This window comes from Vitreimonas sp., from assembly GCF_035627415.1.
GTDB lineage: Bacteria > Pseudomonadota > Alphaproteobacteria > Caulobacterales > Aquidulcibacteraceae > Vitreimonas.
Genome location: NZ_DASPLU010000013.1, coordinates 37,567 through 61,552 on the forward strand (window position 1 = coordinate 37,567; position 23,986 = coordinate 61,552).

Annotated in this window: 22 protein-coding genes; 15 read left to right on the plus strand and 7 right to left on the minus strand. The window is 66.4% G+C overall.

Annotated elements, in window-relative coordinates:
• Positions 1 to 73: 73 nt before the first annotated feature.
• The 4 genes from VEA80_RS09715 to VEA80_RS09730 are packed head-to-tail and all read left to right on the plus strand — an operon-like array spanning position 74 to position 3,681.
• Positions 74 to 889, plus strand: a complete 816-nt coding sequence (locus tag VEA80_RS09715; protein WP_325060532.1) for a hypothetical protein — start codon at positions 74 to 76, stop codon at positions 887 to 889.
• Positions 886 to 1,872 carry a TRAP transporter substrate-binding protein gene (locus VEA80_RS09720; RefSeq protein WP_325060533.1) on the plus strand — a complete coding sequence of 329 codons (987 nt, stop codon included), beginning with the start codon at positions 886 to 888 and terminating at the stop codon, positions 1,870 to 1,872. The genes VEA80_RS09715 and VEA80_RS09720 overlap by 4 nt, the downstream gene beginning before the upstream one ends.
• 33 nt (positions 1,873 to 1,905) lie before the next feature.
• Positions 1,906 to 2,397, plus strand: a complete 492-nt coding sequence (locus VEA80_RS09725; protein WP_325060534.1) for a TRAP transporter small permease — start codon at positions 1,906 to 1,908, stop codon at positions 2,395 to 2,397.
• A 3-nt stretch (positions 2,398 to 2,400) separates the two neighbouring features.
• Positions 2,401 to 3,681, plus strand: a complete 1,281-nt coding sequence (locus tag VEA80_RS09730; RefSeq protein WP_325060535.1) for a TRAP transporter large permease — start codon at positions 2,401 to 2,403, stop codon at positions 3,679 to 3,681.
• On the opposite strand, the gene VEA80_RS09735 is transcribed toward VEA80_RS09730, so the two are convergent.
• From VEA80_RS09735 to flgK, 7 genes are read right to left on the minus strand one after another with little or no spacing between them, the layout of a single operon-like run.
• Entirely contained in the window at positions 3,678 to 4,739 is a 1,062-nt protein-coding gene (locus tag VEA80_RS09735; protein WP_325060536.1) for a DUF2332 domain-containing protein, read from the minus strand. The genes VEA80_RS09730 and VEA80_RS09735 overlap by 4 nt on opposite strands.
• Positions 4,736 to 5,491: a hypothetical protein gene (locus VEA80_RS09740; protein WP_325060537.1), complete on the minus strand. Its 756-nt coding sequence runs from the start codon at positions 5,489 to 5,491 to the stop codon at positions 4,736 to 4,738. Before VEA80_RS09740 ends, VEA80_RS09735 begins: the two co-directional genes overlap by 4 nt.
• Positions 5,488 to 6,651, minus strand: a complete 1,164-nt coding sequence (locus VEA80_RS09745; RefSeq protein WP_325060538.1) for a thiolase family protein — start codon at positions 6,649 to 6,651, stop codon at positions 5,488 to 5,490. Before VEA80_RS09745 ends, VEA80_RS09740 begins: the two co-directional genes overlap by 4 nt.
• Positions 6,648 to 7,142 (minus strand): PaaI family thioesterase, encoded by a 495-nt coding sequence (locus VEA80_RS09750; RefSeq protein ID WP_325060539.1) that lies wholly within the window; start codon positions 7,140 to 7,142, stop codon positions 6,648 to 6,650. The genes VEA80_RS09745 and VEA80_RS09750 overlap by 4 nt, the downstream gene beginning before the upstream one ends.
• A gap of 24 nt (positions 7,143 to 7,166) precedes the next feature.
• Positions 7,167 to 8,324 (minus strand): tRNA 2-thiouridine(34) synthase MnmA, encoded by a 1,158-nt coding sequence (gene mnmA / locus VEA80_RS09755; RefSeq protein ID WP_325060540.1) that lies wholly within the window; start codon positions 8,322 to 8,324, stop codon positions 7,167 to 7,169.
• Between the two features lie 39 nt (positions 8,325 to 8,363).
• The gene (locus tag VEA80_RS09760; RefSeq protein WP_325060541.1) at positions 8,364 to 9,287 is read right to left on the minus strand and encodes a flagellin; all 924 of its coding nucleotides are present in this window, start codon (positions 9,285 to 9,287) and stop codon (positions 8,364 to 8,366) included.
• A 12-nt stretch (positions 9,288 to 9,299) separates the two neighbouring features.
• The gene (flgK, locus tag VEA80_RS09765) at positions 9,300 to 11,453 is read right to left on the minus strand and encodes a flagellar hook-associated protein FlgK (protein ID WP_325060542.1); all 2,154 of its coding nucleotides are present in this window, start codon (positions 11,451 to 11,453) and stop codon (positions 9,300 to 9,302) included.
• 354 nt (positions 11,454 to 11,807) lie between these two features.
• On the opposite strand from flgK, the gene VEA80_RS09770 reads away from it, so the two are divergent.
• The 11 genes from VEA80_RS09770 to VEA80_RS09820 all read left to right on the plus strand — a co-directional run bounded on the left by VEA80_RS09770 (position 11,808) and on the right by VEA80_RS09820 (position 23,986).
• Positions 11,808 to 13,208 (plus strand): flagellar hook-length control protein FliK, encoded by a 1,401-nt coding sequence (locus tag VEA80_RS09770; RefSeq protein WP_325060543.1) that lies wholly within the window; start codon positions 11,808 to 11,810, stop codon positions 13,206 to 13,208.
• 11 nt (positions 13,209 to 13,219) lie between these two features.
• A complete protein-coding gene (locus VEA80_RS09775) occupies positions 13,220 to 13,888 on the plus strand; it encodes a flagellar hook assembly protein FlgD (protein WP_325060544.1) in 669 nt (222 codons plus the stop codon).
• 113 nt (positions 13,889 to 14,001) lie between these two features.
• The gene (gene flgE, locus VEA80_RS09780) at positions 14,002 to 15,315 is read left to right on the plus strand and encodes a flagellar hook protein FlgE (protein WP_325060545.1); all 1,314 of its coding nucleotides are present in this window, start codon (positions 14,002 to 14,004) and stop codon (positions 15,313 to 15,315) included.
• A 145-nt stretch (positions 15,316 to 15,460) separates the two neighbouring features.
• Entirely contained in the window at positions 15,461 to 15,742 is a 282-nt protein-coding gene (locus tag VEA80_RS09785) for a DUF1153 domain-containing protein (protein WP_325060546.1), read from the plus strand.
• 243 nt (positions 15,743 to 15,985) lie between these two features.
• Complete coding sequence (fliF, locus tag VEA80_RS09790; protein ID WP_325060547.1) at positions 15,986 to 17,599, plus strand: flagellar basal-body MS-ring/collar protein FliF; 1,614 nt, start codon at positions 15,986 to 15,988, stop codon at positions 17,597 to 17,599.
• A gap of 5 nt (positions 17,600 to 17,604) precedes the next feature.
• Complete coding sequence (gene fliG, locus VEA80_RS09795; RefSeq protein ID WP_325060548.1) at positions 17,605 to 18,678, plus strand: flagellar motor switch protein FliG; 1,074 nt, start codon at positions 17,605 to 17,607, stop codon at positions 18,676 to 18,678.
• A complete protein-coding gene (locus tag VEA80_RS09800) occupies positions 18,678 to 19,286 on the plus strand; it encodes a hypothetical protein (RefSeq protein WP_325060549.1) in 609 nt (202 codons plus the stop codon). Before fliG ends, VEA80_RS09800 begins: the two co-directional genes overlap by 1 nt.
• A gap of 11 nt (positions 19,287 to 19,297) precedes the next feature.
• Complete coding sequence (gene fliN, locus VEA80_RS09805; RefSeq protein WP_325060550.1) at positions 19,298 to 19,624, plus strand: flagellar motor switch protein FliN; 327 nt, start codon at positions 19,298 to 19,300, stop codon at positions 19,622 to 19,624.
• A gap of 21 nt (positions 19,625 to 19,645) precedes the next feature.
• Positions 19,646 to 20,995 (plus strand): sigma-54 dependent transcriptional regulator, encoded by a 1,350-nt coding sequence (locus VEA80_RS09810; RefSeq protein WP_325060551.1) that lies wholly within the window; start codon positions 19,646 to 19,648, stop codon positions 20,993 to 20,995.
• Between the two features lie 11 nt (positions 20,996 to 21,006).
• Complete coding sequence (gene flhA / locus VEA80_RS09815) at positions 21,007 to 23,097, plus strand: flagellar biosynthesis protein FlhA (protein ID WP_325060552.1); 2,091 nt, start codon at positions 21,007 to 21,009, stop codon at positions 23,095 to 23,097.
• An 82-nt stretch (positions 23,098 to 23,179) separates the two neighbouring features.
• On the plus strand, positions 23,180 to 23,986 hold the full coding sequence (locus VEA80_RS09820) for a P-loop NTPase (RefSeq protein ID WP_325060553.1): 807 nt from the start codon (positions 23,180 to 23,182) through the stop codon (positions 23,984 to 23,986).

Consider the following 23,986-nt stretch of genomic DNA (forward strand, 5'->3'; position numbering starts at 1 on the left):
ATTGCCAATGACACCGGTGTCCTCTATGGCTGGACGGGCAAGACCGGCGCGCATCAGCCGGCGGGGAGGCCATGTGAGCAGCACAGCACGCGACATCGCTGGGTCGTTCGTGGCCGCGCGCCAGAAGGCGAAGGCGCTGCCGGACTTTCCGGGCGAGCCGCCGCGGAACCTGGAGGCGAGCTACCGCGTCCAGGACGAGGCGATCTCGATGTGGCCGGATGAGGTCGTCGGCTGGAAGATCGGCCGGGTGCCGGCGCATCAGGTGCAGGCGCTAGGCGCCGAGCGGTTGGCCGGCCCCATCTTCAGGCACCTGGTTTGGACCGCGCAGGATGGCGCGGGCGTCGAGTTCCCAGTCTACGAAAACGGCTTCGCGGCAGTAGAGGCCGAATACGTCTTCCGTATCGGACAGGACGCTCCGGCGGACAAGCTGAGCTGGACGCGCGAGGAAGCGATTGATCTGATCGACGCCATGCATGTCGGCGTTGAACTGGCGGGCAGCCCGCTCGCGACCATCAACGATCTGGGCGCGACCGTCGTCGTCTCGGACTTCGGCAACAATCACGGGCTGATCCTCGGGCCCGAAATCGAGAACTGGCGCGCGAAGCTCGAACAGGGCCTCACCGCCGAGACCTTCATCGAGGGCGCCTCCGTGGGCACGGGCCGCGCGAGCGCGGCTGACGATGGCCCGCTCGATGCGCTGGTGTTCCTGCTCGAGCATCTCGCCAAGCGCGGCAAGCCGTTGAAGGCCGGCCAATTGGTCTCCACCGGCGCGGTGACTGGCGTGCACGACATCCGCGTCGGCCAGCATTCGCGGGTGAGCTTCAACGGCGACGGCGACATTCTCTGCTCGGCGGTGAAAGCAGCGCCGAACGGCAAAGGCTTCGCATGATCTCGCGGCGCGCGCTCCTTGGCACGGGCGCGGTCGCCGCGACCGGCGCTGGCCTTGCCTTCGCGCAAGCGGCGTCGCGCCAGGTGATCACAGCCGTCGACGTGCATCCGAGCGATTACCCCACGGTGGAGGCCGTGCGCTGGATGGGCCAGGAGATCGAACGCGAAACGGACGGACGCATCAGCTTCCGCATCTATCCGTCGGGCCAGCTCGGCACCGAGACCGACACCGTGAACCTCGCGCGCTTCGGCGTGCTCGACATCGCCCGCGTCTATCTCGGCGCCGTCAACAACGCCTTTCCGGCGACGCAGCCGCTGGCGTTGCCTTACACCTTTCGCGACGACGCGCACCTTCGCGGCGTGATCGACGGCCCCATTGGCCAAGCCATCCTGCGCACGTTCGAACAGCGCGACTTGATCGGCCTCGCATTCTACGATTCCGGCTTCCGCTCGATGTATAATGCGCGCCGGCCGATCCACACGCCGGCGGACATGCGCGGCCTCAAAGTGCGTGTGCCGCGCGCCGACATCTTCATGCAGATGCTCGATGCGATGGGCGCGAACGCGACGCCGATCCCGTTCGGCGAAGTGTTCACCGGCCTGCAAACGCACCTGATCGACGCAGCGGAGAACAATTGGGCGACGTTCCAGTCGACGCGCCAGTACGAGGTGGCGCGCTACTGGTCGCAGACCGATCATTGCTGCGCGCCCGAAGCGCTGCTGATTTCGAAAGCGCGCTTTGACTCGTTCTCCAGCGCCGACCGCGAGCTGATCCTGGCCAAGGCGCGCGAGTCCGTGCCGGTGATGCGGGGGCTCTGGGATCAAAAGCAGGCGGCGGCGCGGCAGACGGTGCTCGACGCCGGCGTTGCCGCCAACGACGTGGACAAGGACGCATTCCGCCGCGCGGTCGAACCAATGCGCCGGCGCTATCTCGCGGACGTATCGATCGCCGAGACGGTGCGGCGAATCGAAGAACACGGCTGACGATCGCTGAACGGCGACGAAGGGGGAGGAAACATGAGCCGCTCGAATGCGCTGACAGGCGCCTTCTCCGCGCTCGCGAGGCTGACCATCGCCATCGCCGCAGCCTCGCTCTGCGCGCTGGTCCTGGTGTTGGCGTGGCAGGTGGTCGGCCGCTACGTGCTCAACGCCTCGCCCGGATGGACCGAGCCGGTGGCGCTGATCCTGATGAGCGTCGCGGCGCTGTTCGGCGCGGCGATCGCGGTGCGGCTCGAGACGCACTTCAACTTCCCGACTTTGGTCGAGAGCGCGCCGGCGCCGCTGCGTGCGGCGCTCAAAACCTTCAGCCGACTCATCGCGCTCGCGTTCGGCGCGGCGCTCGCCTTCTACGGCGGCTTTCTGATGCTGGATTCCTGGAGCGTGCCAATGGCCGGCGCGCCGGCGCCGGAGGGGCTCTCTTATGTTGGCGTCTGCGCCGGCGGCGGGCTGATCGCGCTGTTCGCGTTCGAGCGCCTGATCAGCGGCGATCCCGAGACCGGAGACGCCTAAACCATGGAAATCGCCATCCTCTTCGGCGTGTTCGCGCTGCTGCTGTTGCTGGGCGCGCCGGTCGCGTTCTCGATCGCCGCCGCAACGCTCGCGACCATCCTCTATCTCGAGCTGCCGCCGATCGTCGTCGTGCAGCAGCTCGCCTCGGGTTTCGGCAAGGTGTCGCTGTTGGCGATCCCGCTCTTCATCTTCGCCGGCGAGCTGATGCTGCGCGGCGGCATTTCCGAGCGGCTGATCTCGCTCGCATCTTCGCTGGTGGGCCACTTGCGCGGCGGCTTGGGGCAAGTGAGCGTTGTCGCCTCCACCTTGTTCGGCGGCGTTTCGGGCTCAGCCCTCGCGGACGTCTCCGCCATCGGCTCGACCATGATCCCGCAGATGGAGAAGCGCGGCTTCTCGAAGGATTATGCGGTCGATGTCACGATCTCGGCGGCCTTGGTCGCGCTGCTGCTGCCGCCGTCGCACAACCTCATCCTCTACTCCGCCATTGCCGGCGGCGGCGTTTCAATCGCCGACCTGTTCGCGGCCGGCATCGTTCCGGCGCTGCTGCTGGCGCTCGGCGTCATGCTCGCGGCTTACCTGCTCGCCCGCGCGCGCAAGTATCCCACCGAGGCGTTCCCCGGCTTCGGCGCCGTTGGTGTGCGGCTGATTGCGGCGATCCCTGGATTGCTGCTGATTTTCGTTATCTTCGGCGGCATCCGCGCCGGCATCTTCACGGCGGTGGAGAGCGCAGCGGTCGCCGTGATCTACGCCCTGCTTGTGACGTTGATCGTGTACCGCGGTATGGGCTGGGGCGCGTTCTTCGGCGCCGTCGCGCACGCGGCGCGCTCATCGGGTGCGGTGCTGTTCGTGATCGGCGCAGCGGGCGCGTTCGGCTGGCTGATGGCGTATCTGCAAATCCCCTCCATGGCGGTCGAGGCGCTGCAGGGCTTCACCGACAGCAAAACCATCGTGCTGCTGCTGATGCTGGCGATCCTGCTCGTGCTGGGCACCTTCATGGATCTCGCGCCGATGATCATCATCTGCACGCCGATCTTCCTGCCGGTGGCGCGCGCCTTCGACGTCGCGCCGCTGCATTTCGGCGTGATCCTGGTGCTCGCCGCCGGCATCGGCCTGATCACGCCGCCGGTCGGCTCGGTGCTGTTCGTCGGCTCCGCGATCGGGCGGATCAGCATCGCCGAAGCGATGAAATCGATCTGGCCTTTCTACCTCGCGGCGATTGCGGTGCTGCTGCTGGTGACGTTCGTGCCTGCGCTCTCGCTGACGCTGCCGGCGATCTGGCGTTAGCGCTGCGCGGCATCGACACGCCGCACATGGCCGTCAGCGTAGCCGAGGATGCGGCGCTCCGCGCCGGGCCAAGAGACGAGATCGAACACCATGCGGGCGCTGTTGATCTCGCCGCCGAACAGGCCCTCGGGCTCGAGCCGAACCCAGGCGAGCGGCGCCGACGAAGTTGCGCGCGCGCCGGCGGATTCGATGGCGGCGGCGATGGCGGCGCGGGCTTCGCGCGGCGGGTATTGCAGGAAAACGGAATGGTAGACGATCGTCGCCGCGTCCTGCGCGCGTTCGTCGAGCTTGCGGGCGATCCACTCGGCGGCGTCGGCGCGTTCGACGCGAACATCGTTGGCGCGCGCGAGCGCCACTGCCCCTTCGAAACGGGCGATGCGATCGGGCTGGTCCGGCCAGATATAGGACTTGAGCCGCAACACTTGCGCGTCGTCGCGAACATCGAGTGGGTTCAAATCACAGGCGGCGCGGTTGCGGATGTGCGGGACAACATCGACCGGCGGCGGCGGGCCGTTCCAGTTGGTGTCGACGACGACCGGGCTGTCGGCGCCCCATGACCAGCCGTTTGGACGATAGGCGAACTTGTCCCAGTGGAGGTTAAGACCGGCGCTGGCCCCGAGTTCGAGCATGTCGGTCGGCCCGCGCCAATCGCGCGCAAAGGTGAGAAAGCACGCGAGCAGCGCGATCGAGCGGCGGGTCTCGTTGGTCTGCGGCGCGGAGCGGATGAAGTCGCGCACCCAATCGTACTCGCGCTCGAACAGCGCGCGGACGGCGGGCCAGACCTCGCTCATGCGCCAGTTCGGGTTGTGGGCGGGATAGAGCGCGGCGAGCGCTGGATCGCGGCCGGTGAGCACCCCGGCGTGGGCGGCGCCGGTGAGGCGCAGCGCGACGGCGTCCGCCCGCGGATTGCCGGGCCAGTCGGCGACGAGCGCGGCGGTGGGGCCGCCGGCGATGATGTCCTCGCGCATGCGCTCGACCAGTTCGCCGGTGAACGGCGAGCCTAGCGCGGTGCAGAAGCCGGCTTGTTCGGCGAAGTGGGCGAGCAGCCTTTCGTTCATTCGGCCCGTTCTCGAACCAAGCGGATGCGGCCCTCTTCGATGCTCCAGACCCCCTGTTCGGCGCCGACATACAGCGGCAGCCCCATCGACAAGTTCAAGAAGACGTGAGTCTCCGTCGGCATCGGCGTGGTGAGATGAGTGAAAAACAAACCCGCAGCGCCAGGCCCGCGCTGCAAAGTCAGGCACGACCGGCTGAACGCTTGTGTCTCGACGATCTCATTGGTTGCCAGGTTCACTCGCAAGCGGTGCGCGCCGCCGACAAGGACGAGGTTGGCGTCGGTCGTGCCAGGGAGCAGATAGATGTCGGCAAAAGCGCCGTCAGCGCTTGGCAAGGCGACAGTGTTGTAGGTCGGCGAACAAGCGGCGAAGTCCGATTGCAGCGCTCTCTGCCTCGCGCGGTACAGCGCCAACTGATGCACGGCAAGCGGCGCATTGGCTTGTCCGCGCCCCACAAGGGCTCCATTGCGCAACACAGCGCGGTAGAGGCTGCGCGGCCGATCACCGTCGCTCGTGACGAACGTCGCCACGACGTCATTGCCCTGACGCTCGGTGATCCAGCCGCGCAAGATACGGCCGACATCGTCGCCCATGTCTTCACGAATCGCGTCCGTGCCGAGCCATGCGGCACGGTCGTGCTCGTAGATCTCCCGGCCGACGCGCTCCGCCTGCTCGATCGCCGCCTGTTGCTCCGGCGTTTGCGCGAAGGCAGCGGAGCTCAGGGCGAAAAACGCGACAGCGAGCAGCCGTCTCACGCCCGCTCCACCGCGAGCGCGATGCCTTCGCCGCCGCCGATGCAGAGCGAGGCGACGCCGCGCTTGGCGTTCTGCGCTTCCATCGCCGCGAGCAAAGTGACGAGGACGCGAGCGCCGCTGGCGCCGATCGGGTGGCCCAAGGCGCAGGCGCCGCCATTGACGTTTATGATGTCGTGGCTGAGGCCCAGCTCCTTCATCGCGATCATCGGCACGATTGCGAAGGCTTCGTTGATCTCCCAGAGATCGACGTCGCTCACTTTCCAGTCGGCGCGCGTCAGCGCCTTCTGGATGGCCGGCACGGGCGCGGACGTGAACTTCGACGGCTCCTGCGCGTGCGAACTTTGCGCGACGATGCGGGCGATGATCTTGCGGCCCTGCTTCTCCGCGTCGGAACGGCGCATCAGCACGAGGGCCGCGGCGCCGTCGGAGATCGCCGACGCGTTGGCGGCGGTGACCGTGCCGTCCGGCGTGAAGGCGGGCTTCAGCGACGGTATCTTGTCAGGCTTGGCCTTGCGCGGCAGTTCGTCGGTGTCGAGTGCGCCGGCCTTGGTTTCGATGGCGGCGATCTCGCGCTTGAAGCGGCCTTCGCTCGTTGCGCTTTGCGCGCGGCGCAGCGTCTCTAGCGCGTAGGCGTCCTGCGACTCGCGGCTGAACTGATACTCTTTCGCCGCCTGATCGGCATAGACGCCCATAGCGAGGCCTTCGTAGGCGTCTTCGAGACCGTCGAGGGCCATGTGATCGTGCAACTTGTCATGGCCGTACTTTTGACCAGCGCGGTGCTTCGCCATCAGGAACGGCGCGCGCGTCATGCTTTCCATGCCGCCGGCGATAACGGTGTCGCTCTCGCCCGAAAGCAGCGCTTGGCGCGCCATGGCGACGGCTTGCAGCCCCGAGCCGCACATCTTGTTGAGCGTGACGGCCTGCGTGCCCTTGTCCAAGCCGGCCTTCAACGCGGCCTGGCGCGCGGGCGCTTGGCCCTGGCCGGCGGAGAGCACGTTGCCCATGAAGATCGTGTCGGCGCCCGTGACGCCCGCTTCCTTCACCGCGGCTTTGACCGCGACAGCGCCGAGTTCAGGCGCGCTGATGTTGGCGAGATCGCCCAGCAAGCCGCCCATGGGCGTGCGGGCCATGCCGACGATGACGATATCTTCCTGGCTCATTGTTGGGTCTTCCCTTCTGGGCGCTGGCCTTCTGGGCGCAGGACCATAATGGTTGACGTGCCGTGCGCCAACAGGCGCCCGCGCGCGTCGGTGATCTTGCCTTCGGTGGTGATGATCGTGCGGCCGCGGGCGATGACATGGCCTTCGGCGCGGACTTGGCCGGTGTCGGCGCTGATGGCGCGGACGAAGTTCACTTTCGTTTCGACGCTGGTGTAGCCGACGTTCGCCGGCAGAGTCGTGTGCGCGGCGCAACCGGTGCAAGAATCGATCAAGGTGAGCGCCCAGCCGCCATGGACGATGCCGAGCGGATTGAGGATGCGGTCAGAGGTTTCGCCGATGAACAGCGCCCGGCCGTCTTCGACTTCGGCGAGGTATAAGCCCATCGTGGTTGCGATAGATGGCGGCGGATGATTGCCGGCGATCAGCGCCCGCAGCGCGTCGAGTCCGGAGAGAGTGAGCAGCTCTTTGGCGGCGGTCTTGGCGTCGGACATCGGCCCTCCTTGGAGCGCAGATAGCTATTCCGTGCGCGCGATCCAACCGCCGCCGAGGACGCGGGTGGAGTTTGGATCGTAGAACACGGCCGCTTGCCCCGGCGCGACGCCCTCTTCCGGAACGTCAAGTTCGACGCTCCAGCCGGCGCCGATGCGCAGCTTGGCCGGAACGGGCGGGCGGGTGGAGCGGACGCGGACGAGGATATCGCGGCCGTCGAGCTCGTCTTCGCTGGCGACGGGCTCGCCGATCCAGTTGACGTCCTTCAGCGCGATGCGGCTGACGCCGAGCGCTTCGCGCGGCCCGACGATGACGCGCTTGCCGGCGGCGTCGAGCTTGACGACGAAGAGCGGCTCGCCAGTGGCGACGCCGAGGCCGCGGCGTTGGCCGACAGTGAAGTTGATGACGCCGTTGTGCTCGCCCATGACGCGGCCGTCGATATGAACGACCTCGCCCGGCTCGATCGCGCCGGGGCGCAGCTTTTCGACGACGGCTTGGTACTTGCCGTTCGGGACGAAGCAGATGTCCTGGCTATCGGGCTTTTCGGCGACGCGAAGGCCGAGTTCGTTTGCGAGCGCGCGGGTTTCGCTCTTCGGCAGATGGCCGAGCGGGAAGCGCACGAACGCGAGCTGCTCGCGCGTGGTGGCGAACAGGAAATAGGTTTGATCCTTGCCGGCGTCGGCGGCGCGGTGGAGTTCGGGCCCATGCGGGCCTTCGAGGCGCTGTACGTAATGGCCGGTGACGAGGCAATCGGCGCCGAGATCTTCGGCGACGCGCTTCAGGTCCTTGAACTTCACGGTTTGATTGCAGCGCACGCACGGGATTGGCGTTGCGCCGGCGAGGTACGTGTCGGCGAAGTCTTCCATCACGGCGTGGCGGAAGCGGGATTCGTAATCGAGCACGTAATGCGGAAAGCCCATCGCGTCGGCGACGCGGCGGGCATCGTGGATGTCCTGCCCGGCGCAGCAGGCGCCCGGCTTGTTGACGGCGGCGCCGTGATCGTAGAGCTGCAGCGTGACGCCGATGACGTCGTAGCCCTCGCGCTTCAGCATCGCTGCGACGACCGAAGAATCCACGCCGCCCGACATGGCGGCGACGACGCGGGTTTGCGACGGCGGCTTGGCGATGCCCAGTGAATTGAGGGTGCGCGCGCTCGCGGGCGGCGCGGTAAGCAGATCGGCCATTCTCATCCTCCCCCTGGGTTCAAGGCCCAGGGCGAAGGCTTACAGATAGTCGAGCAGGCTGAGCTTTGAAAGCTCGGAGAACGTCTTGGCGGCGGCTTCGTACTGCACCAGCAGCGAGGAGAGCTTGACCGAGACCTCGGCGACATCGGCGTCGGCCTGGTCGCCGATCTCCTTCAGCAGCAGGTTTGAGCGCTCCTGCAGGCGTACGCGCTCGGTGGCGAAGCGCTTCTGCAGCTGGCCGGCGCGGCCCTCCTCGTTGGTGAACTTGGTGGCTTCGTCGTCGAGGCGATCGGCGAAGTTCTGCAGCGCGGCGTTGTGCGCGGCGCTGATCGGCTGCCCGATCGTGCCGCCGGCGCCGTCCAGCAGCTGCTTCAGATCCGAGAGCGTCTCCAGCAGACCTTGCGAAATCTCCGACGCCTTCGCCGAAAGCACGATCGGCTCGCCGACGCCGAGATCGAGCACCTGGTGACGTGTCGCTTCGTCGAAGATGTCGTCCGGGCCGGCGGCCGCGGTGAGTTCGTCGAGCGTGTTGATCTTGATCGGCCCCGCGCCCTGGCGCTCGCCGGCGAACAGAGGCTGACCGTTCCAAGTTTCGTTGAGCGCCGAGACGATGCTGTTGAACGAAAGCTCGAGCTCGGTGGCGATGCCGCGGCCGTCATTGGAGGCGATCGCTTCGCGGATCGACTGGGCCAACATCTGTGCGCTGTCCGAAACCTGGCCGAGCGCCGCGCCCTGAACGCCGAAACGCGCCTGAAGCTGTTGGATCACCGAGGTGCGCGAGTCCGCGTTGGCCTTCAGGCTTTGCGCGTTGAGCAAGCGGCTCGCGCCGCCGCCGAAGCCCAGCAGATCGTGCGCCGCATCGCCGGATGCGACCTGCCGCTGCAGATTCGACAATTCGCGCGTGATGCGCCGGATGTCGAGCTGAGCTTGGGTGGTGAAGCGAAAAGTGAGTGCGCCGCTCAAGTCTCTCTCCTATCACCGATAGCCGAGGGTCAGCAGCGTATCGAGCATCTCGGTCGCGGCCTGGATCACGCGCGCGGACGCGGCGTATGCGTTCTGGTACACCGTCATCTTCATCAGTTCGTCGTCGAGGCTAACGCCTTCGATCTGCGCCCGGCGATCGCCGGCCGCAGTGGCGACCGCTTCAGCGCCAAGCGCGGCGCGCTCCGCATCCTGCGCCAGACGGCCAGCCTCGCCGCCGAGCCGCGAAGCGTAAATCGCAAGTGTGGTCGATTGGGCGCCGAGCAGACCGGCGCTGTCGAAGCTGCGGACACTGTCGCGCGCGGCGACCAGCGCGGATGCGCCGCGATTGTCGCCGGCTTCGATCACACGCTCGCCGAGCGCCGCCGTGAGATCGGGCCTGCCCACCGCCAAGCGTGAGGGATCGGCGGCAATCAAGGGCTCGATGTCGACTTCGAGCGCCCGACCGGCGGTGGCCGCGGTGGAAAGGCCGTTCAGAGCGGTGAACGAGACGCCGGTGCCGCCGCGCGAGGTGGAGTCGGCGATCAGATCCACTTGGAACGGCGGCGTGGGCGTGAAGGTGATGCGGCCGGTGTCTGCGTCGAGCGCGAACTGACCGTACTCGCCAATGCCCGTGCCTGCCGTATTCAGCGCTGTGACCACATCGCCCCAGTCGGCGCCGGGTGCGGCGAGCGCACCGGCGATCGAGATCGTGCGCTCGGCGACGAAGCGGCCGGAGGAATCGCGCACCCGATAGCTGATTTCGCCGCCTGCATTAAGACCATGCGCATCGGCGGCGTCGAGCCCGCTTTCGAAGAACATCGGCGTCGGCCGCGCGACCATGTCGTTCAGGCCGAAGAAGTGCGAGAAGCCGCGGCCGCCGCGGTCGGCGGGATCGGCGGCGTCCTGCTGGATCACCAGCCCGCCGCTGTTGCTGACATTGAGCGACAGCACGCCGTTGGCGAACGAAGCGCCGCCGGAGGGCGTCGAAATGCCGAGAGCTGTGTTGAGCACGCTGGTGAAGCTCGCGACAGTTCCGGCGGCGAAGCTCAGCGTGCCGTTCGGCGCCTCGGTCGTGATCGTGCGGGCGTCGAAATCGATGTGGAGCCGGTTGCGCAGCACGCCGCCGACGTCGACGACGCCGATCGTGGCCTCGCCGGTGAAGCCGATCGCGTCCGTGCCGAGCAATCCGGTCTGCCGGCCCACCATCTGCGACACCGCCGGCGAGGAGGCGTTCTCGTTGTGCACCTCGTTCAAGGCGTCGCCCAAGGCGGCGGCGAAGCCGCCGAGAGCCTCGGCGAGCCCTGCGAGATCGCGATCGCGCACATCTAGGAGCCCCTTGATCTCGCCGCCGAGCAGCATCGGTTCGAGATTGGAGTTCGTGCCGAGATGTTCGTTGATGCGGATGACGCCGTGCGTAGTGAACTCCGACGAGTTTGGCTGGTATTCGAGCACCGCCGGAGTCTGGCCGACCAGCAGCGCGCCGCCGCTTGTGCGTACGTGCACGCCGCCCTCTTCGAGCGGCGAGACGCGCACGTCCAACAGCGCCGCGAGCTTGTCGACGAGCGCGGACTGCACGTTCTCCGCCCCACTCGAATCGGCGCCGGTGCGTTTGTTGAGGCGAATCTCCTCGTTCAGCTCGGAGATGCGGTTGATCAGGCTCTGCGCCTCGGAGACGGCGTCGCCGATGCGCTGGTCGGCTTCGGCGATCAGATCCTGGATCGATTGCCCGATGCGCTGCACTTCGGTGTAGGTCGATTGGAGTGAACTGACGGCGTCGACGCGCCGCAGCGCAGAGGCGGGATCGACGCCCAGTTCGGTCAGCGAGGACCAGAACTGGTCCAGCATCGCGAACATGGATGTCGTGCTGGCGGGATCGCCGAAACTCGATTGCGCGCGCGCGAGGATATCCGCGCGCACGGCGGATGAGCCCTTGGCGCCCTCGGCGATGTAGCTCGCGGTGGCGAGAAAACGGTCGGCGGCGCGCCGAACGCTCTCCACCTGAACGCCAGCGCCGGCGCCCAGATGGGTCAGCGGCGACAGGTTGACTTCGGTGCGGACGTAACCCGGCGTGTTCGCGTTGGCGATGTTCTGCGAAACGATGCCGATGCCGGTCTGCGAGGCGCGAAGACCGCTCAGGCCGGAGAGAAGAACGGTCGAGATGCTCATGCGCGCGCACCCGGCAAAAGGCGCCTAGCGGCAGGCGGAATCTGCCGCGTGGCGCGGCGGGTCGAACGCAGCCCGCGGGGGCATGTAAGCACCTGACGCAAAACGTTTTTCTCCGCAGCTCCGCCGCGCCGCGCGGGGCGGCGGTTCGGGCCTTTGCAGTTAACCCTCGCAAGGCTGGGGCCAAGCGGACGGACCCCGGCAGAAGATGCCGGGCGGCGGCGTTTATTGCCGAGCCACGGCGCCAGGCAGATCAGATCAGGACGTTGTTTTTTCTGCATTTTATATGGTTAGCGGCGTGGCCCGGCGCTTGCTGATAGCTCCGAGCCGGCATCCGCGCGGCGCTTGGGGGACGAGATGGATTTCGCGGCTGACGCCGTCATCGATGCGATCGCACCGCCGCCGGCGCGTCCGGCCGCGCGCGCGCCGGATGCGCCGTCCGGCCAGAGCTTCGACGATCATCTCGAAGCCGCGAACGCCGACGACGCGCCCGAGACGAACGCGGAGCACACAGAAGGTAAGATAGAGGCGGCGGACGACGCGCCTGCCGATGAGACGCTAGCGCAACCTGCGCCGTCCTCTTCTCCGCAGCCGCAGCAGTCGACGGCGGTGATGACGCAGCTGATCGGCCAAGCCGCCGCGCCCGCCGCCGAAGCGTCAGGCGAGGCTGAGCCGCATCCGGCGCCTGTCGACCAATCCGCACCGGACACCGCACCCTCCCTTCCGCGTGCGCCGGCGGGCGCAAATGAGGGCGACGCCCCACCGGTCGAGGCGGCGACGGCCAGCGACGAGCAGAACGCTGAGACCGAGGGCGCGCCTCAGCCTGACGCCCAAACGACGGCGGACGCCGCGAAGCGCAGTGAAGCGCCAGCGAACTCCGTTCAACCTCACCAGCAAACGCAGCAACCGCAACAGACGGCAGCCGTTTCGCAACAGGCGGCGCCCGCGCCAACGCCAGCGACGCCTACACAGACGCAGCAGCCAGCAACCGAGGCCTCGCAGGACGTCGTCGCGCTCGCTCAAACGGCGCCGACCGATCGTCCCGCGCCGCCGCGAGCAGCCGCGGCGCAATCCGACAAGGCCGAGTTCAGGCGCGGCAATGCCAAGAGCGACGCCGCCGAAGCGAAGGCGTTCGAGCAAGCGGTCGCGCAAAAGACTCAGGCGCGAAATGGCGGAGCAACGCAGACGAAGACGGAAGCAACGTCGTTCGCCGCCGCCAACGCTGCGCCCGAGGCCGCGCAAGCGGTACAGACGCCGGCGACACCCATCGCCGGCACAACGACGTCAGTCGCAGCGCAGGCGCAGCATGCCGTGCTGGAGAATAGCGCCGCACGCGCGGCGCCTGCCGCTGCTCAGGTGGCGCGCGAGATCGTGCGCCGGTTCGACGGTGAGACCACGCGGTTCGAAATGCGGCTCGACCCGCCGGAGTTGGGCCGCATCGAAGTGCGTCTCGAAGTTTCGCGCGATCATCGCGTGACGGCTGTAGTCGCGGCGGATTCTCCGCAAGCGCTCTCCGAGCTGGCGCGCCATGCGCGCGAACTCGAGCAGACGCTGCAATCGGCCGGCTTGCAGCTGAGCGACAATGGCTTGTCATTCGATCTGCGCCAAAGCCATGGCGGGCCGGACGACGAAGCATCGAGCGGCGGACGCAATGGTGGTGACGGAGGCGCAGATGAAGTGCTCGCCGATGCGCCTCCGGCGGCGCGCCCGATCGGATACGAACGTTGGCGCGGCGTGCGCGTCGACGTAATGGTTTGAGGAGCTGAGACATGCCGGTAGGCGGCGTAACCAATAACGTGCCGAGCCAGGCTGCGGGCGACCGCAACCGGCTCTCGGACAATTACGACACGTTCCTCGTGCTATTGACAGCGCAGTTGCAGAACCAAGATCCGCTGGCGCCAATGGACTCCACGCAGTTCACGCAGCAGCTGGTGCAGTTCAGCCAGGTCGAACAGCAGATCCGCACCAACGAGCAACTCGAAGGCTTGGTTGGACAGTATCAGGCCGCCACGGCGGGGGCCGCCCTCTCCTATCTCGGCAAGGATGCGATCATCGAGGCGGACGAAACCTATCTCGCCGGCGGCGCAGCGAACTGGGCGTACAATCTGCCACAGAACGCGACGACCATGACCGTGCACGTGCGCGATGCGAGCGGCAAGATCGTCTACACGACGACAACCGCGGCGCGCACAGCGGGCGAGCACCTGTTCACCTGGGACGGCAAGACCAACAACAACACGACGGCGCCGGACGGGGTCTACACGCTGACGTTCGAGGCGAAGGACGCGGCGGGTGAGGAAATCGATCCGACCATCAATGTGCGCGAGACCATCATGGGCGTAGACTTCTCCGGCGGCACGCCGGTGGTGATCACGCCGTCGGGCACGCGCTCGATCGATCAGATCAGGTCGGTGCTGAACAACAGCACCACGGGCTGATCGCATTGGAATTCGCGCCGGCCGAATGCCGGCGCTTAATTTGCGCAGAAGCGCTCCATCACTGATTCAACCGCCGCGCAGGCTTGGACGCACGCGGCCATGGAGCTGGACTGATGTCTATTTATACCGCTCTGCGCGCGGGCGTTTCGGGCCTCACGGCCAATTCGAGCGCGCTCGCTGTGATTTCGGACAACATCGCCAATGTGAACACGGTCGGCTACAAGCGCTCGGGCGTCGACTTCTCCGCGCTCGTCAATGCGCAGAACTCGAACACGACGTACAATGCCGGCGGCGTTCTGCCGCTGACGCGTCAGCAGATCTCGCTGCAAGGCTCGCTCGAGCAATCGCGCTCGACGACGGACCTCGCAATCTCCGGCGACGGCTTCTTCATCGTCTCGCCGAACAACCAACAGCTCTCAAACGGCGGCTCGGTGCTCTTCACGCGCGCCGGCTCGTTCACCATCGACGCCGACGGCTACATGGTGAACGCGCAAGGTCTCTTCCTGCAGGGCTGGCCGGTGAACTCGGACGGCAGCGTCGTCTCCTCGCCGACCTCCCTCTCGGCGATCGAACCGATCAACATTTCCGGCGTCGGCGGTCTTGCCGAAGCGACCGCCAATGTCGGCATCAACGCCAACCTCAATTCCGACCAAGCCAATTATGCCGGTCCGCCTGCCTATGCGGCCGGCGACATGGCCGACGGCACGATCTCGCCGCACTTCGAGAGCTCGCTGGAAGTGTTCGACAGCTTGGGCGCGCCGCGCACCATTGCGTTCGGCTTCCTGAAGACGGGTCCGAACACATGGCAGGTCGAAGCCTACGCCCGCCCGAACACCAACATCACCGGCGGCGCCTTGACCGGCGGTCTGCTCGCCACCGGCACGCTGCAGTTCAACGCCGACGGCACAGTGCAAAGCGTATCTGGCACCATCGGCTCCACCTTCACCGTCAACTGGGCCGCCTCCACCGGCGCCGCGCCGCAGGATCTCGATCTCGACCTTTCGACCGGCATGACCCAGTTCGCCAAGAGCTTCGGCGTCACCAGCGTGACGGCGGACGGCGTGCCTCCGGGCGATCTCGTCGGACTGGTGCTGGAAGGCGACGGCTATCTGACTGCGCAGTTCTCGAACGGCCGCGCGCGCGCACTCTATCAGATCCCGCTGGCGACGTTCCTCAATCCGAACGGCCTTGCGCCAGATCAGGGCGGCGCATTCCGGACGACGCTGGAATCTGGCCTCTACAACATCAACGCGGCGAACGCGGGCGGCGCGGGGCGGATTGTCTCCGGCGCCCTCGAAGCATCGAACGTCGATCTCGCAGCGGAGTTCACGAACCTCATCACAACGCAACGCGCGTACTCTGCAGCGTCGCGGATCATCACCACGGCCGACCAAATGTTGGAAGAGCTGCTGATGATCAAGCGCTAGTGGATTGGCGCGATCGGGTAAGAAATGAGTAAGAGACTCATGTTCTAATTCGAGACACGCTTTTGCACTTTTTCCCGACGGCGTCTTAGTCGTTTCTTTAGCGCTCCGAGTTATCGTGAGGCGTAAGAACGAGGAGAAAGGCGCTATGCAGAAGCAACGCCGCTATGATGGGGTGGTGATGGGTCCCGACGGGAATCCCCTCACTTTGGACGATCTGCCACCGCCGGGCACGACCCGTTGGGTCATCCGGCGCAAAGCGGAAGTTGTCGCGGCTGTCCGCGGCGGCTTGCTGACGCTCGAAGACGCGTGCGCTCGCTACGGGCTCTCGGAAGAAGAGTTCGAAGGCTGGCGCAAGTCGATCGAGAAACACGGCCTTCCGGGTCTGCGCACCACTCGCATCCAGCACTATCGCGGCGCCGGCATGTAATGCCGGCCCCGCGCTTTGCGCGGGCGCATTCATCGCGGCCCACGAAAGGCCCCCGCCTCGCGGCGGGGGCCTTTGTCGTTCTCGCGGCGCCGGCCCGGCTCCTTGCTCGCGCGGTCCAGCCCTCCTGCGCATGGCTAAGAGCGCTTAACCATTGTTTCACGTCCGACCGGGCAATTTCTGCCGACCGGCGAGATTTGCCCACCTGATTCTGGGCGCTCGTCTTCGTGCGTGCAGAGGCTGGGCGTGAACGGTTTTGCCGATCTGTTGCTGAAAGCGGGGCCGACGCGGCTGTTCGCGGCGCTGGGCATCACCGCTGTCGCGGCCGCCCTGCTCTTCACGCTCGTGCTGCGCATGGGCGGGGAAGAAAAGTCGCTTCTGTTCGCCAGCGTTGACATGCGCGAGGCGGGTGAGATCACGCAGCGTCTCGACCAGGCCGAGATCCCCTACGAGCTGCGCGGCGACGGCAGCTCGATCTTCGTTGCGCGCTCGCGCGTGCTGGAGGCACGGATGATGTTGTCAGCCGAGGGCCTGCCCTCGCGCGGATCGATCGGCTACGAAATTTTCGACGAGCCCGACGCGCTCGGTCAAACGCAGTTCCAGCAGAACATCAACCGGCTGCGCGCGCTCGAAGGCGAGCTGGCGCGCACGATCGGCTCGCTCGACGGCATCGCCGCCGCGCGTGTGCACCTAGTGCTGCCAGAGCGACAATTGTTTGCGCGCGAAACAGAGCAGCCTTCCGCCTCTATCGTGCTGAGACTGCGCCGCGACGAGCTGACAGAGGGCCAAGTCCGCGCCATCCGCAACCTAGTCGCGAGCGCGACGCCCGGGCTCACGACGAGCCGCGTCACCATCATTGACGAGACTGGCCGCTTGCTGGCCGCGGCGCAGTCCGAAGAAGGCGCCGTCGCCGAGGGCATCGACTCCCGCCAAACCGCCACGGAGGAACGCATCCGCCGTACGGTGACCGACATCGTCGAAGGCGTAGTCGGTCAAGGGAATGCGCGCGTGCAGGTCACTGCGGAAATGGATTTCAACCGCGTCAGCGAGACCTCGGAGCGCTTCGACCCGGAAGGGCGCGTCGTGCGCTCGACTTCCACGACGGAGGAAACCGCCGCCAGCAACGAGCGCGCAGGCGGCGCGACGGCCGGCGCGAACGTGCCGGACCCGACCGGCGGTGCTGGCGGCGGCACGCAGAACAACAACAATTCGAGCCAAGAAACGGTCAACTACGAAATTTCGCGCACCACGCGCACCGAAGTAAGCGAAGGTGGGCGCATCCGCCGGCTCTCGGTCGCCGTCGCTGTCGATGGCGTGTTAACGCCGGGTGAGAACGGCGCCGAAGGCGCTTATGCCCCGCGCAGTGAGGAAGAAATGCAGCGGCTGACGGCGCTCGTTCGGTCGGCCGTGGGCTTCAATGCCGAGCGCGGCGATATTGTCGAAGTGGTCAACACACAGTTCGCGCGCATCGCCCCGCCAGGCGGCGAACTGGCCGAGCCGGGCATGTTCGCCTTCCTCGGCGATCTCGACGTCATGCGCATCGTCGAAATCGTCGCGGCGCTGGTTGCCGCGTTAGCTTTTGTCTTCTTCGTGCTGCGTCCGCTGATTGGCGGTTTGGTGCGCGGCGCGGGCGGCGGCGCTTCCGCGGACGCGCTTCCGGCGAGTACGCCGGCGCTGCCGGGCCCATCGGGCGCCGCGGCCGCCCTTTCCGCTCCGGATGATCCGGAGGCCGTCATCGACATTGCGCAAATCCAAGGCCGCGTCCGCGCTTCGTCGGTGAAGAAGGTCGCGGAAGTCGTCGACAAGCACCCGGATGAATCGATTCAGATCATCCGCGGCTGGCTCAACAACGCGATGTGACGCCCATGAACGCTGTCGCAAAACCCCAACCGAACGCCGCTCCGGCGCCTGCCGCGGAAACGTCGACGTCCAACAAGGTCGACACGTCGAAATATAGTGGCGTGGAAAAGGCCGCGATCATCCTGATGTGCCTTGGCGAAGAAGCAAAGGCATTGTGGCAGCTGCTCGACGAAGAAGAGATCAAGGAAATCTCGCAGTCGATGTCATCGCTCGGCCTCGTGCCGGCGGCGACCGTCGAGGCTCTGGTAATCGAGTTTGTCAACAAGCTGTCGGGCTCGGGCGCCATCATGGGCTCGTACGAGCAAACCCAGCGCATGTTGTCGGCCTTCTTGCCCAAAGAGAAGGTCGAGTCGCTGATGGAAGAAATCCGCGGCCCGGCCGGCCGCAACATCTGGGACAAGCTCGCCAACGTGAACGAGTCGGTGCTCGCGAGCTATTTGAAGAACGAGTATCCGCAGACGGTCGCAGTCGTGCTGGCGAAGGTGCGCCCGGAGCACGCGGCCAAGGTCCTTGCCGAATTGCCGGAGGATTTCGCGTCGGAATGCATCATGCGCATGCTGGCGATGGAGCCCGTGCAACGCGACATCTTGGAGAAAATAGAGACGACGCTCCGCACCGAGTTCATGTCGAACCTCGCGCGCACCTCCAAACGCGACAGCCACGAGCTGATGGCGGAAATCTTCAACAATTTCGACCGCCATACCGAGAGCCGTTTCGTCTCCTCGCTCGAAAGCAAGAATCGCGAGAGCGCCGACCGCATTCGCGCGCTGATGTTCGTGTTCGAAGACCTCGGCAAGCTCGACTCCGGCGGCGTGCAGACGCTGCTGCGCTCCGTCGACAAGAGCGATCTGGCGCTGGCGCTCAAGGGCGCCTCGGATGCGCTGCGCTCGCTCTTCTTCTCGAACATGTCGGAGCGTGGCGGAAAGATCCTAAAAGAGGAGATGGCGTCGATGGGTCCGGTGCGCCTGAAGGACGTCGACGCCGCGCAGACGCGCATGGTGGCGACGGCGAAGGAGCTCGCCGCGCGAGGCGAGATCGTGCTCAGCGACGGCAAGTCGGAAGATGAGCTGATCTACTGATGGCCAACATCCGCCGATACGCCTTCGACACAGAGTTCGCCCCGGACGGCGCGATCGTCAGCGCTGCGCCCAAGCCGCTGTCGGCGGATGAAGTCGAGGCCGAACGCGCGGCCGCTTACAAACGCGGCTCGCAGGATGCGACGGCGCAGTCAGAGCGCGAAGCCGCCGCCGCCCTGCAAGCACTGGCGGGCGCCGCCTCCGCGATACTGACGCGGCTCGACGCGGAGAGCCGTTCCATGCGTGAGGAAGCCGCGCGCATCGCGCTGACCGCGGCGCGCAAGATTGCGGGGGCGGCGCTCGACGCCTATGGCGCCGAGCGTGCGGCCGCGGCGGTAGAGGCGGCGATGGATACGCTGCGCCACCAGCCGCGTCTCCTGGTGAAGCTGTCGCCCGAAGCAGCCGAAACGCTGAAGCCGCGTATCGACGAGATGGCGCAGACTCATGCCTACGCCGGCGCCGTGCTGGTGCGCGCGCAAACCGGCATGCGCGCAGGCGAAGTCTCGATCGATTGGTCGGACGGCGTCGTCACCCTCGATCCCGAAGAAGCCGCGCAGAGAATCCAAGCGCTGGTGGAAGCCGCACTCGCAGCGCCGACGACGAACTCCTGAAAGGCAAGACGATGTCAGATTTGAAGCTCGACGAGTTCGCCCCTACTCCCAACGACACGGGCGGCGCGCACGACAGCAGCGAGCGCAGCGCCGCCGATCTGGCCGCCGTGTACGACGTGCCGGTGAACATCCAGGCCGTGCTCGGCCGTTCGTACATGGAGGTCGCGTCCCTGCTGCGACTTTCGCGCGGTTCGGTGATCGAACTCGATCGCAAAGTTGGGGAAGCGATCGACATTTACGTCAACAACCGATTGGTGGCGCGCGGAGAAGTCGTCGTCGTCGACGAACGCCTCGGCGTGACGATGACCGAAATCATCAAGGATGGGGACGTCGCCTAAAGCGGCGTAAGGAGCACGGACATGCGTTTGTTGATCGTCGGCCCGCTCGGAGGGCAGATCTCCGCCGCCACCAAGATCGCGATGGAGAACGGCGCCAAGGTCAGCCACGTCGATACGATCGAACAGGCGACGACGGCGCTGCGCGTGCGGGGCGCCGATCTACTGATGGTCGACGCGCGGCTCGATATCGAAGCGCTGATCCTGGCGAACGAGTCCGAACGGATCGTCGTGCCGGTGGTGGCGGCCGGCGTCGGGGTCGATCCCATGATGGCGGCGCGGGCGATCCGCCAAGGCGCGCGCGAGTACATTTCGCTGCCGCCCGATCCGGAGCTGATCGCCGCGGTGCTGGCCGCCGTATGCGACGACGAACGGCCGATGATCGCCGCCGACGCGGCGATGAAACAGGTGATCGCGCTCGCCGATCAGGTCGCGGGTTCGGACGCGTCCATCATGATCACGGGCGAAAGCGGTGTCGGCAAGGAAGTGCTGGCGCGGTACGTGCACAAGAAATCGAAGCGCAGGGACAAGCCCTTCATCGCCGTGAATTGCGCGGCGATCCCCGAGCATCTGCTCGAGTCGGAACTGTTCGGGCATGAGAAAGGCGCCTTCACCGGTGCGGTGGCGCGCCGGATCGGCAAGTTCGAGGAAGCCGACGGCGGCACGCTGCTGCTCGACGAAATCTCGGAAATGGACTTGAGGCTGCAGTCAAAGCTGCTGCGCGCGTTGCAGGAGCGGGTGATCGATCGCGTCGGCGGCGCAAAGCCCGTGCCGGTGAACATCCGCATCCTGGCGACGTCGAACCGCGATCTCTCCCAATCGGTGCGCGCGGGTGAGTTTCGCGAAGACCTGCTCTACCGCCTCAATGTCGTCAATCTGCGCATTCCAGCGCTGCGGGAGCGGAAGGACGACCTGGCGGCGCTCTCGGCCTTCTTCATCGACAAGTATGCGCGCGCCAACGGCCGCCCTGCCCGCCGGCTGTCGGCGAAAGGCCTCGAGCAAGTGCTGGCGCATAACTGGCCCGGCAACGTGCGCGAACTCGAGAATGCGATGCATCGCGCGATCTTGTTGACCAACACCGAAGAAGTCGGCGCCGAGGCGATCCGCGCGCCCGATGGCGCACCGGTCGGAAAGCGTGACGCAACAGGCGATGCGATCGAGGCGGCGCAGGCCGCGGCGCGCAACCTCGTCGGCCGCACTGTGGCGGAAGTGGAGCAGGACCTCATTCTGGAGACGCTGACGCACTGCCTGGGCAACCGCACGCATGCGGCGCACATCCTGGGCATTTCGATCCGCACTCTGCGCAACAAGCTGAAACAGTACGGCGATGAAGGCGTACGCATCCCGCCGCCGCCGACCGGCCAAGCGGCCTAAGGCTCTAGAGCATGACCGACGCCGCACAGCCGCAAGGCTCCGCGCTTTCCTTCGACGTACTGCGCGGCTTTGTCATGCGCGGCGAGATCGCGCTCGCGGCGGGCGTGCTGGGCATCCTCGCCATCATGCTGGTGCCGCTGCCGGCGGTGCTGCTCGATTTCCTGCTGGCGATCTCGATCGTCTCTTCGATCCTCGTGCTGATGACGGCGCTGATGATCAAGAAGCCGCTCGAGTTCACGGCGTTTCCGTCCGTGCTGCTGCTGACGACGCTACTGCGGCTGGCGCTCAATATTGCCTCGACGCGCCTCATCCTGGCCAACGGCCAATCGGGCGAGCACGCCGCCGGCGAAGTGATCGCGGCGTTCGCGCAGTTCGTCATGGGCGGCGAGTTCGTCATCGGCGTCATCGTGTTCGCGATCCTTGTGATCGTGAACTTCGTCGTCATTACCAAGGGCTCGACCCGCATCGCCGAAGTGGCCGCGCGCTTCACCCTGGACGCGATGCCCGGCAAGCAGATGGCGATCGACGCCGATCTCTCCGCCGGCCTCATCAACGAGCAGCAGGCGCGCGAACGGCGCAAGGCGTTGGAGGACGAAAGCTCGTTCTTCGGAGCCATGGACGGCGCCAGCAAATTCGTCCGCGGCGACGCCATCGCGGGCCTGCTGATCGTGTTCATCAACGTGATCGGCGGCATCATTATCGGCATCACGTCGCACGGGATGAGTTTCGAGGACGCGGGCAAGACTTACACGCTGCTGACGGTCGGCGACGGCCTGGTGACGCAGATCCCGGCGCTGATCATCTCGGTCGCGGCCGGCTTGCTGGTCACGAAAGCGGGCATCGACGGCGCGGCGGACAAGGCGCTGGCGAAGCAGCTCGCCTCCTACCCTGTCGCGCTCGGCGTCGTCGCCGCCTGCGCGTTTGGCGTCGCGGTGCTGCCGGGCATGCCGAAGATCCCGTTCCTCGTGCTTGCTGGCGCGGCGGGATTGCTGGCGTGGCGCTTGCGGCAGGCGAACCAGAAGGCGGCGGCCGTCGCCGCGGCCGAGCCGGCGCCGGCGGCGCCCGTGGAGGAGACGCCGGCGGCTTCGCTGGCGATGGACGATGTGCGCATCGAACTCGGATTTGCGCTGCTGCCGCTGATCAATGACGTGCAGGGCCGCAGGCTAACGGACCAGATCAAGGCGCTGCGCAAGACGCTGGCGCAGGAGTACGGCTTCGTGATGCCGAGCGTGCGCATTCTCGACAACGTGCAGATGGGCGCCGACCGCTACGCCATCCGCGTGCGCGAGATGGATGCCGGCGATGGCAAGCTGAAGATGGGCGCGCTGCTGGCGATGGACCCGACCGGCGCCGGCATCGCCATCCCGGGCGAAGCGGTGAAGGAGCCCGCGTTCGGTCTCGACGCCAAATGGATCGACGAGCGCGCGCGCGAAGAAGCGAGCTTCCGCGGCTATACCGTCGTCGATCCGGCCACGGTGCTGGCGACGCACCTCACCGAAGTGATCAAGGAGCACATGAGCGAACTCCTGACCTTCGCCGAAGTGAAGAAGCTGATCAAGGACCTGCCGAAGGACACGCAAGCGCTGCTCGACGATGTCGCGCCGGCGCACATCTCCTGGAGCGGCGTGCAGCGCATTCTGCAGAACCTTCTGAAAGAACGAATCTCGATCCGTGATCTAGGCTCGATCGTCGAAGCGATCGCCGAAGCCGCGCCGGCGATGCACGATCTAGTGCTGATCACCGAACATGTGCGTGCGCGGCTGGCGCGCCAGATTTGCCACCAGCACCGCAATGCGGACGGGTCGCTGCCGATCATCACGCTCTCGCCCACGTGGGAGCAGGCGTTCGCCGAGGCGATCATCGGCGAGGGTCAGCATCGCCAGCTGGCGCTCGCGCCCTCAAAACTGCACGATTTCGTCGCCGACGTGCGCGGCGCATTCGAGCGCGCCGCTCAGGCCGGCGAAACGCCGGTGCTGCTCACCTCCCCCGGCGTCCGCCCCTTCGTGCGCTCACTGATCGAGCGCTTCCGGCCCTCGACGGCCGTGCTCGGCCAAGGCGAAGTGCACGCGAAGGTCCGGCTGAAAGCGATGGGACAGGTGTAAAGTCGGTCATTGACCGCCGATTAACCATAACAGAGCACCGCCGCTAACCCGTCCGCAATTGTTGGCTGCGCATATCGACGGCATGTCAGGCGCCAACGCTGCGATCTCCGATAGCCAGCTGCCGCGCACGCGCGCAGCCCCGATCTTCGCCGTCGCTTCCGGCAAGGGCGGGGTCGGCAAGACGTGGCTCTCGACCATGCTCTCGATCGCGTTCGGCCGCGCCGGCCAGCGCGCGCTGCTGGTCGATTGCGATCTGGGGCTCGCCAATGTCGACGTGCAGCTGGGCGTCAGGCCGCAGGCCAGCGTGCATTCGGTAGTGCGCGGGTTCGTCGAGCTCAACGAAGCGGTGACCCCTGTGATGGGAGGGCCAGGGCGCAACGGCGGCTTTGATCTGATCTCCGGCCATTCGGGCGACGGCTCGCTCGGCGCCGTGAAGCTCGAAGAAGTCCACCGCATCGCTAGCGATCTGAAGAAGCTGACGCCGCATTATGACCGCGTCATCCTCGATCTCGCCGCGGGCATCGACCCCACCGTGCTGCGCTTCGCGCGCGCGGCCGACAAACTCGTACTGGTCACCACGGAAGAACCGACCGCCCTCACCGACGCCTATGCGTTGGTGAAGGTGATGCGGCTGCAAGGCGCACAAGTCGTGCCGTGGGTGATCGTCAACATGTCCGAGAACCGCGTCAAAGGCCGCAAGGTGTTTGAGCAATTCTCGCTGGCCTGTAACGAATATCTCGGGTTCAAACCCAAGTTCGCCGGCGCCATCACCCGCGACCCGCGCGTGCCGGATTCGATCCGCGCGCAGATGCCGCTGCCGACGCGCCATCCGCAGTCGCAGGCGTATGAGGACGTGATCCGGATTGTGGAGACGTTGAACGCGAATTAG

Excerpts from the sequence above, each read along its gene's own strand:
- VEA80_RS09720 (WP_325060533.1), top strand. The coding sequence starts at position 886 with ATGATCTCGCGGCGCGCGCTCCTTGGCACGGGCGCGGTCGCCGCGACC.
- VEA80_RS09725 (WP_325060534.1), top strand. The coding sequence starts at position 1,906 with ATGAGCCGCTCGAATGCGCTGACAGGCGCCTTCTCCGCGCTCGCGAGG.
- VEA80_RS09730 (WP_325060535.1), top strand. The coding sequence starts at position 2,401 with ATGGAAATCGCCATCCTCTTCGGCGTGTTCGCGCTGCTGCTGTTGCTG.
- VEA80_RS09735 (WP_325060536.1), bottom strand. The coding sequence starts at position 4,739 with ATGAACGAAAGGCTGCTCGCCCACTTCGCCGAACAAGCCGGCTTCTGC.
- VEA80_RS09745 (WP_325060538.1), bottom strand. The coding sequence starts at position 6,651 with ATGAGCCAGGAAGATATCGTCATCGTCGGCATGGCCCGCACGCCCATG.
- VEA80_RS09750 (WP_325060539.1), bottom strand. The coding sequence starts at position 7,142 with ATGTCCGACGCCAAGACCGCCGCCAAAGAGCTGCTCACTCTCTCCGGA.
- mnmA (WP_325060540.1), bottom strand. The coding sequence starts at position 8,324 with ATGGCCGATCTGCTTACCGCGCCGCCCGCGAGCGCGCGCACCCTCAAT.
- flgK (WP_325060542.1), bottom strand. The coding sequence starts at position 11,453 with ATGAGCATCTCGACCGTTCTTCTCTCCGGCCTGAGCGGTCTTCGCGCC.
- VEA80_RS09770 (WP_325060543.1), top strand. The coding sequence starts at position 11,808 with ATGGATTTCGCGGCTGACGCCGTCATCGATGCGATCGCACCGCCGCCG.
- VEA80_RS09775 (WP_325060544.1), top strand. The coding sequence starts at position 13,220 with ATGCCGGTAGGCGGCGTAACCAATAACGTGCCGAGCCAGGCTGCGGGC.
- flgE (WP_325060545.1), top strand. The coding sequence starts at position 14,002 with ATGTCTATTTATACCGCTCTGCGCGCGGGCGTTTCGGGCCTCACGGCC.
- VEA80_RS09785 (WP_325060546.1), top strand. The coding sequence starts at position 15,461 with ATGCAGAAGCAACGCCGCTATGATGGGGTGGTGATGGGTCCCGACGGG.
- fliG (WP_325060548.1), top strand. The coding sequence starts at position 17,605 with ATGAACGCTGTCGCAAAACCCCAACCGAACGCCGCTCCGGCGCCTGCC.
- VEA80_RS09800 (WP_325060549.1), top strand. The coding sequence starts at position 18,678 with ATGGCCAACATCCGCCGATACGCCTTCGACACAGAGTTCGCCCCGGAC.
- fliN (WP_325060550.1), top strand. The coding sequence starts at position 19,298 with ATGTCAGATTTGAAGCTCGACGAGTTCGCCCCTACTCCCAACGACACG.
- VEA80_RS09810 (WP_325060551.1), top strand. The coding sequence starts at position 19,646 with ATGCGTTTGTTGATCGTCGGCCCGCTCGGAGGGCAGATCTCCGCCGCC.
- flhA (WP_325060552.1), top strand. The coding sequence starts at position 21,007 with ATGACCGACGCCGCACAGCCGCAAGGCTCCGCGCTTTCCTTCGACGTA.
- VEA80_RS09820 (WP_325060553.1), top strand. The coding sequence starts at position 23,180 with ATGTCAGGCGCCAACGCTGCGATCTCCGATAGCCAGCTGCCGCGCACG.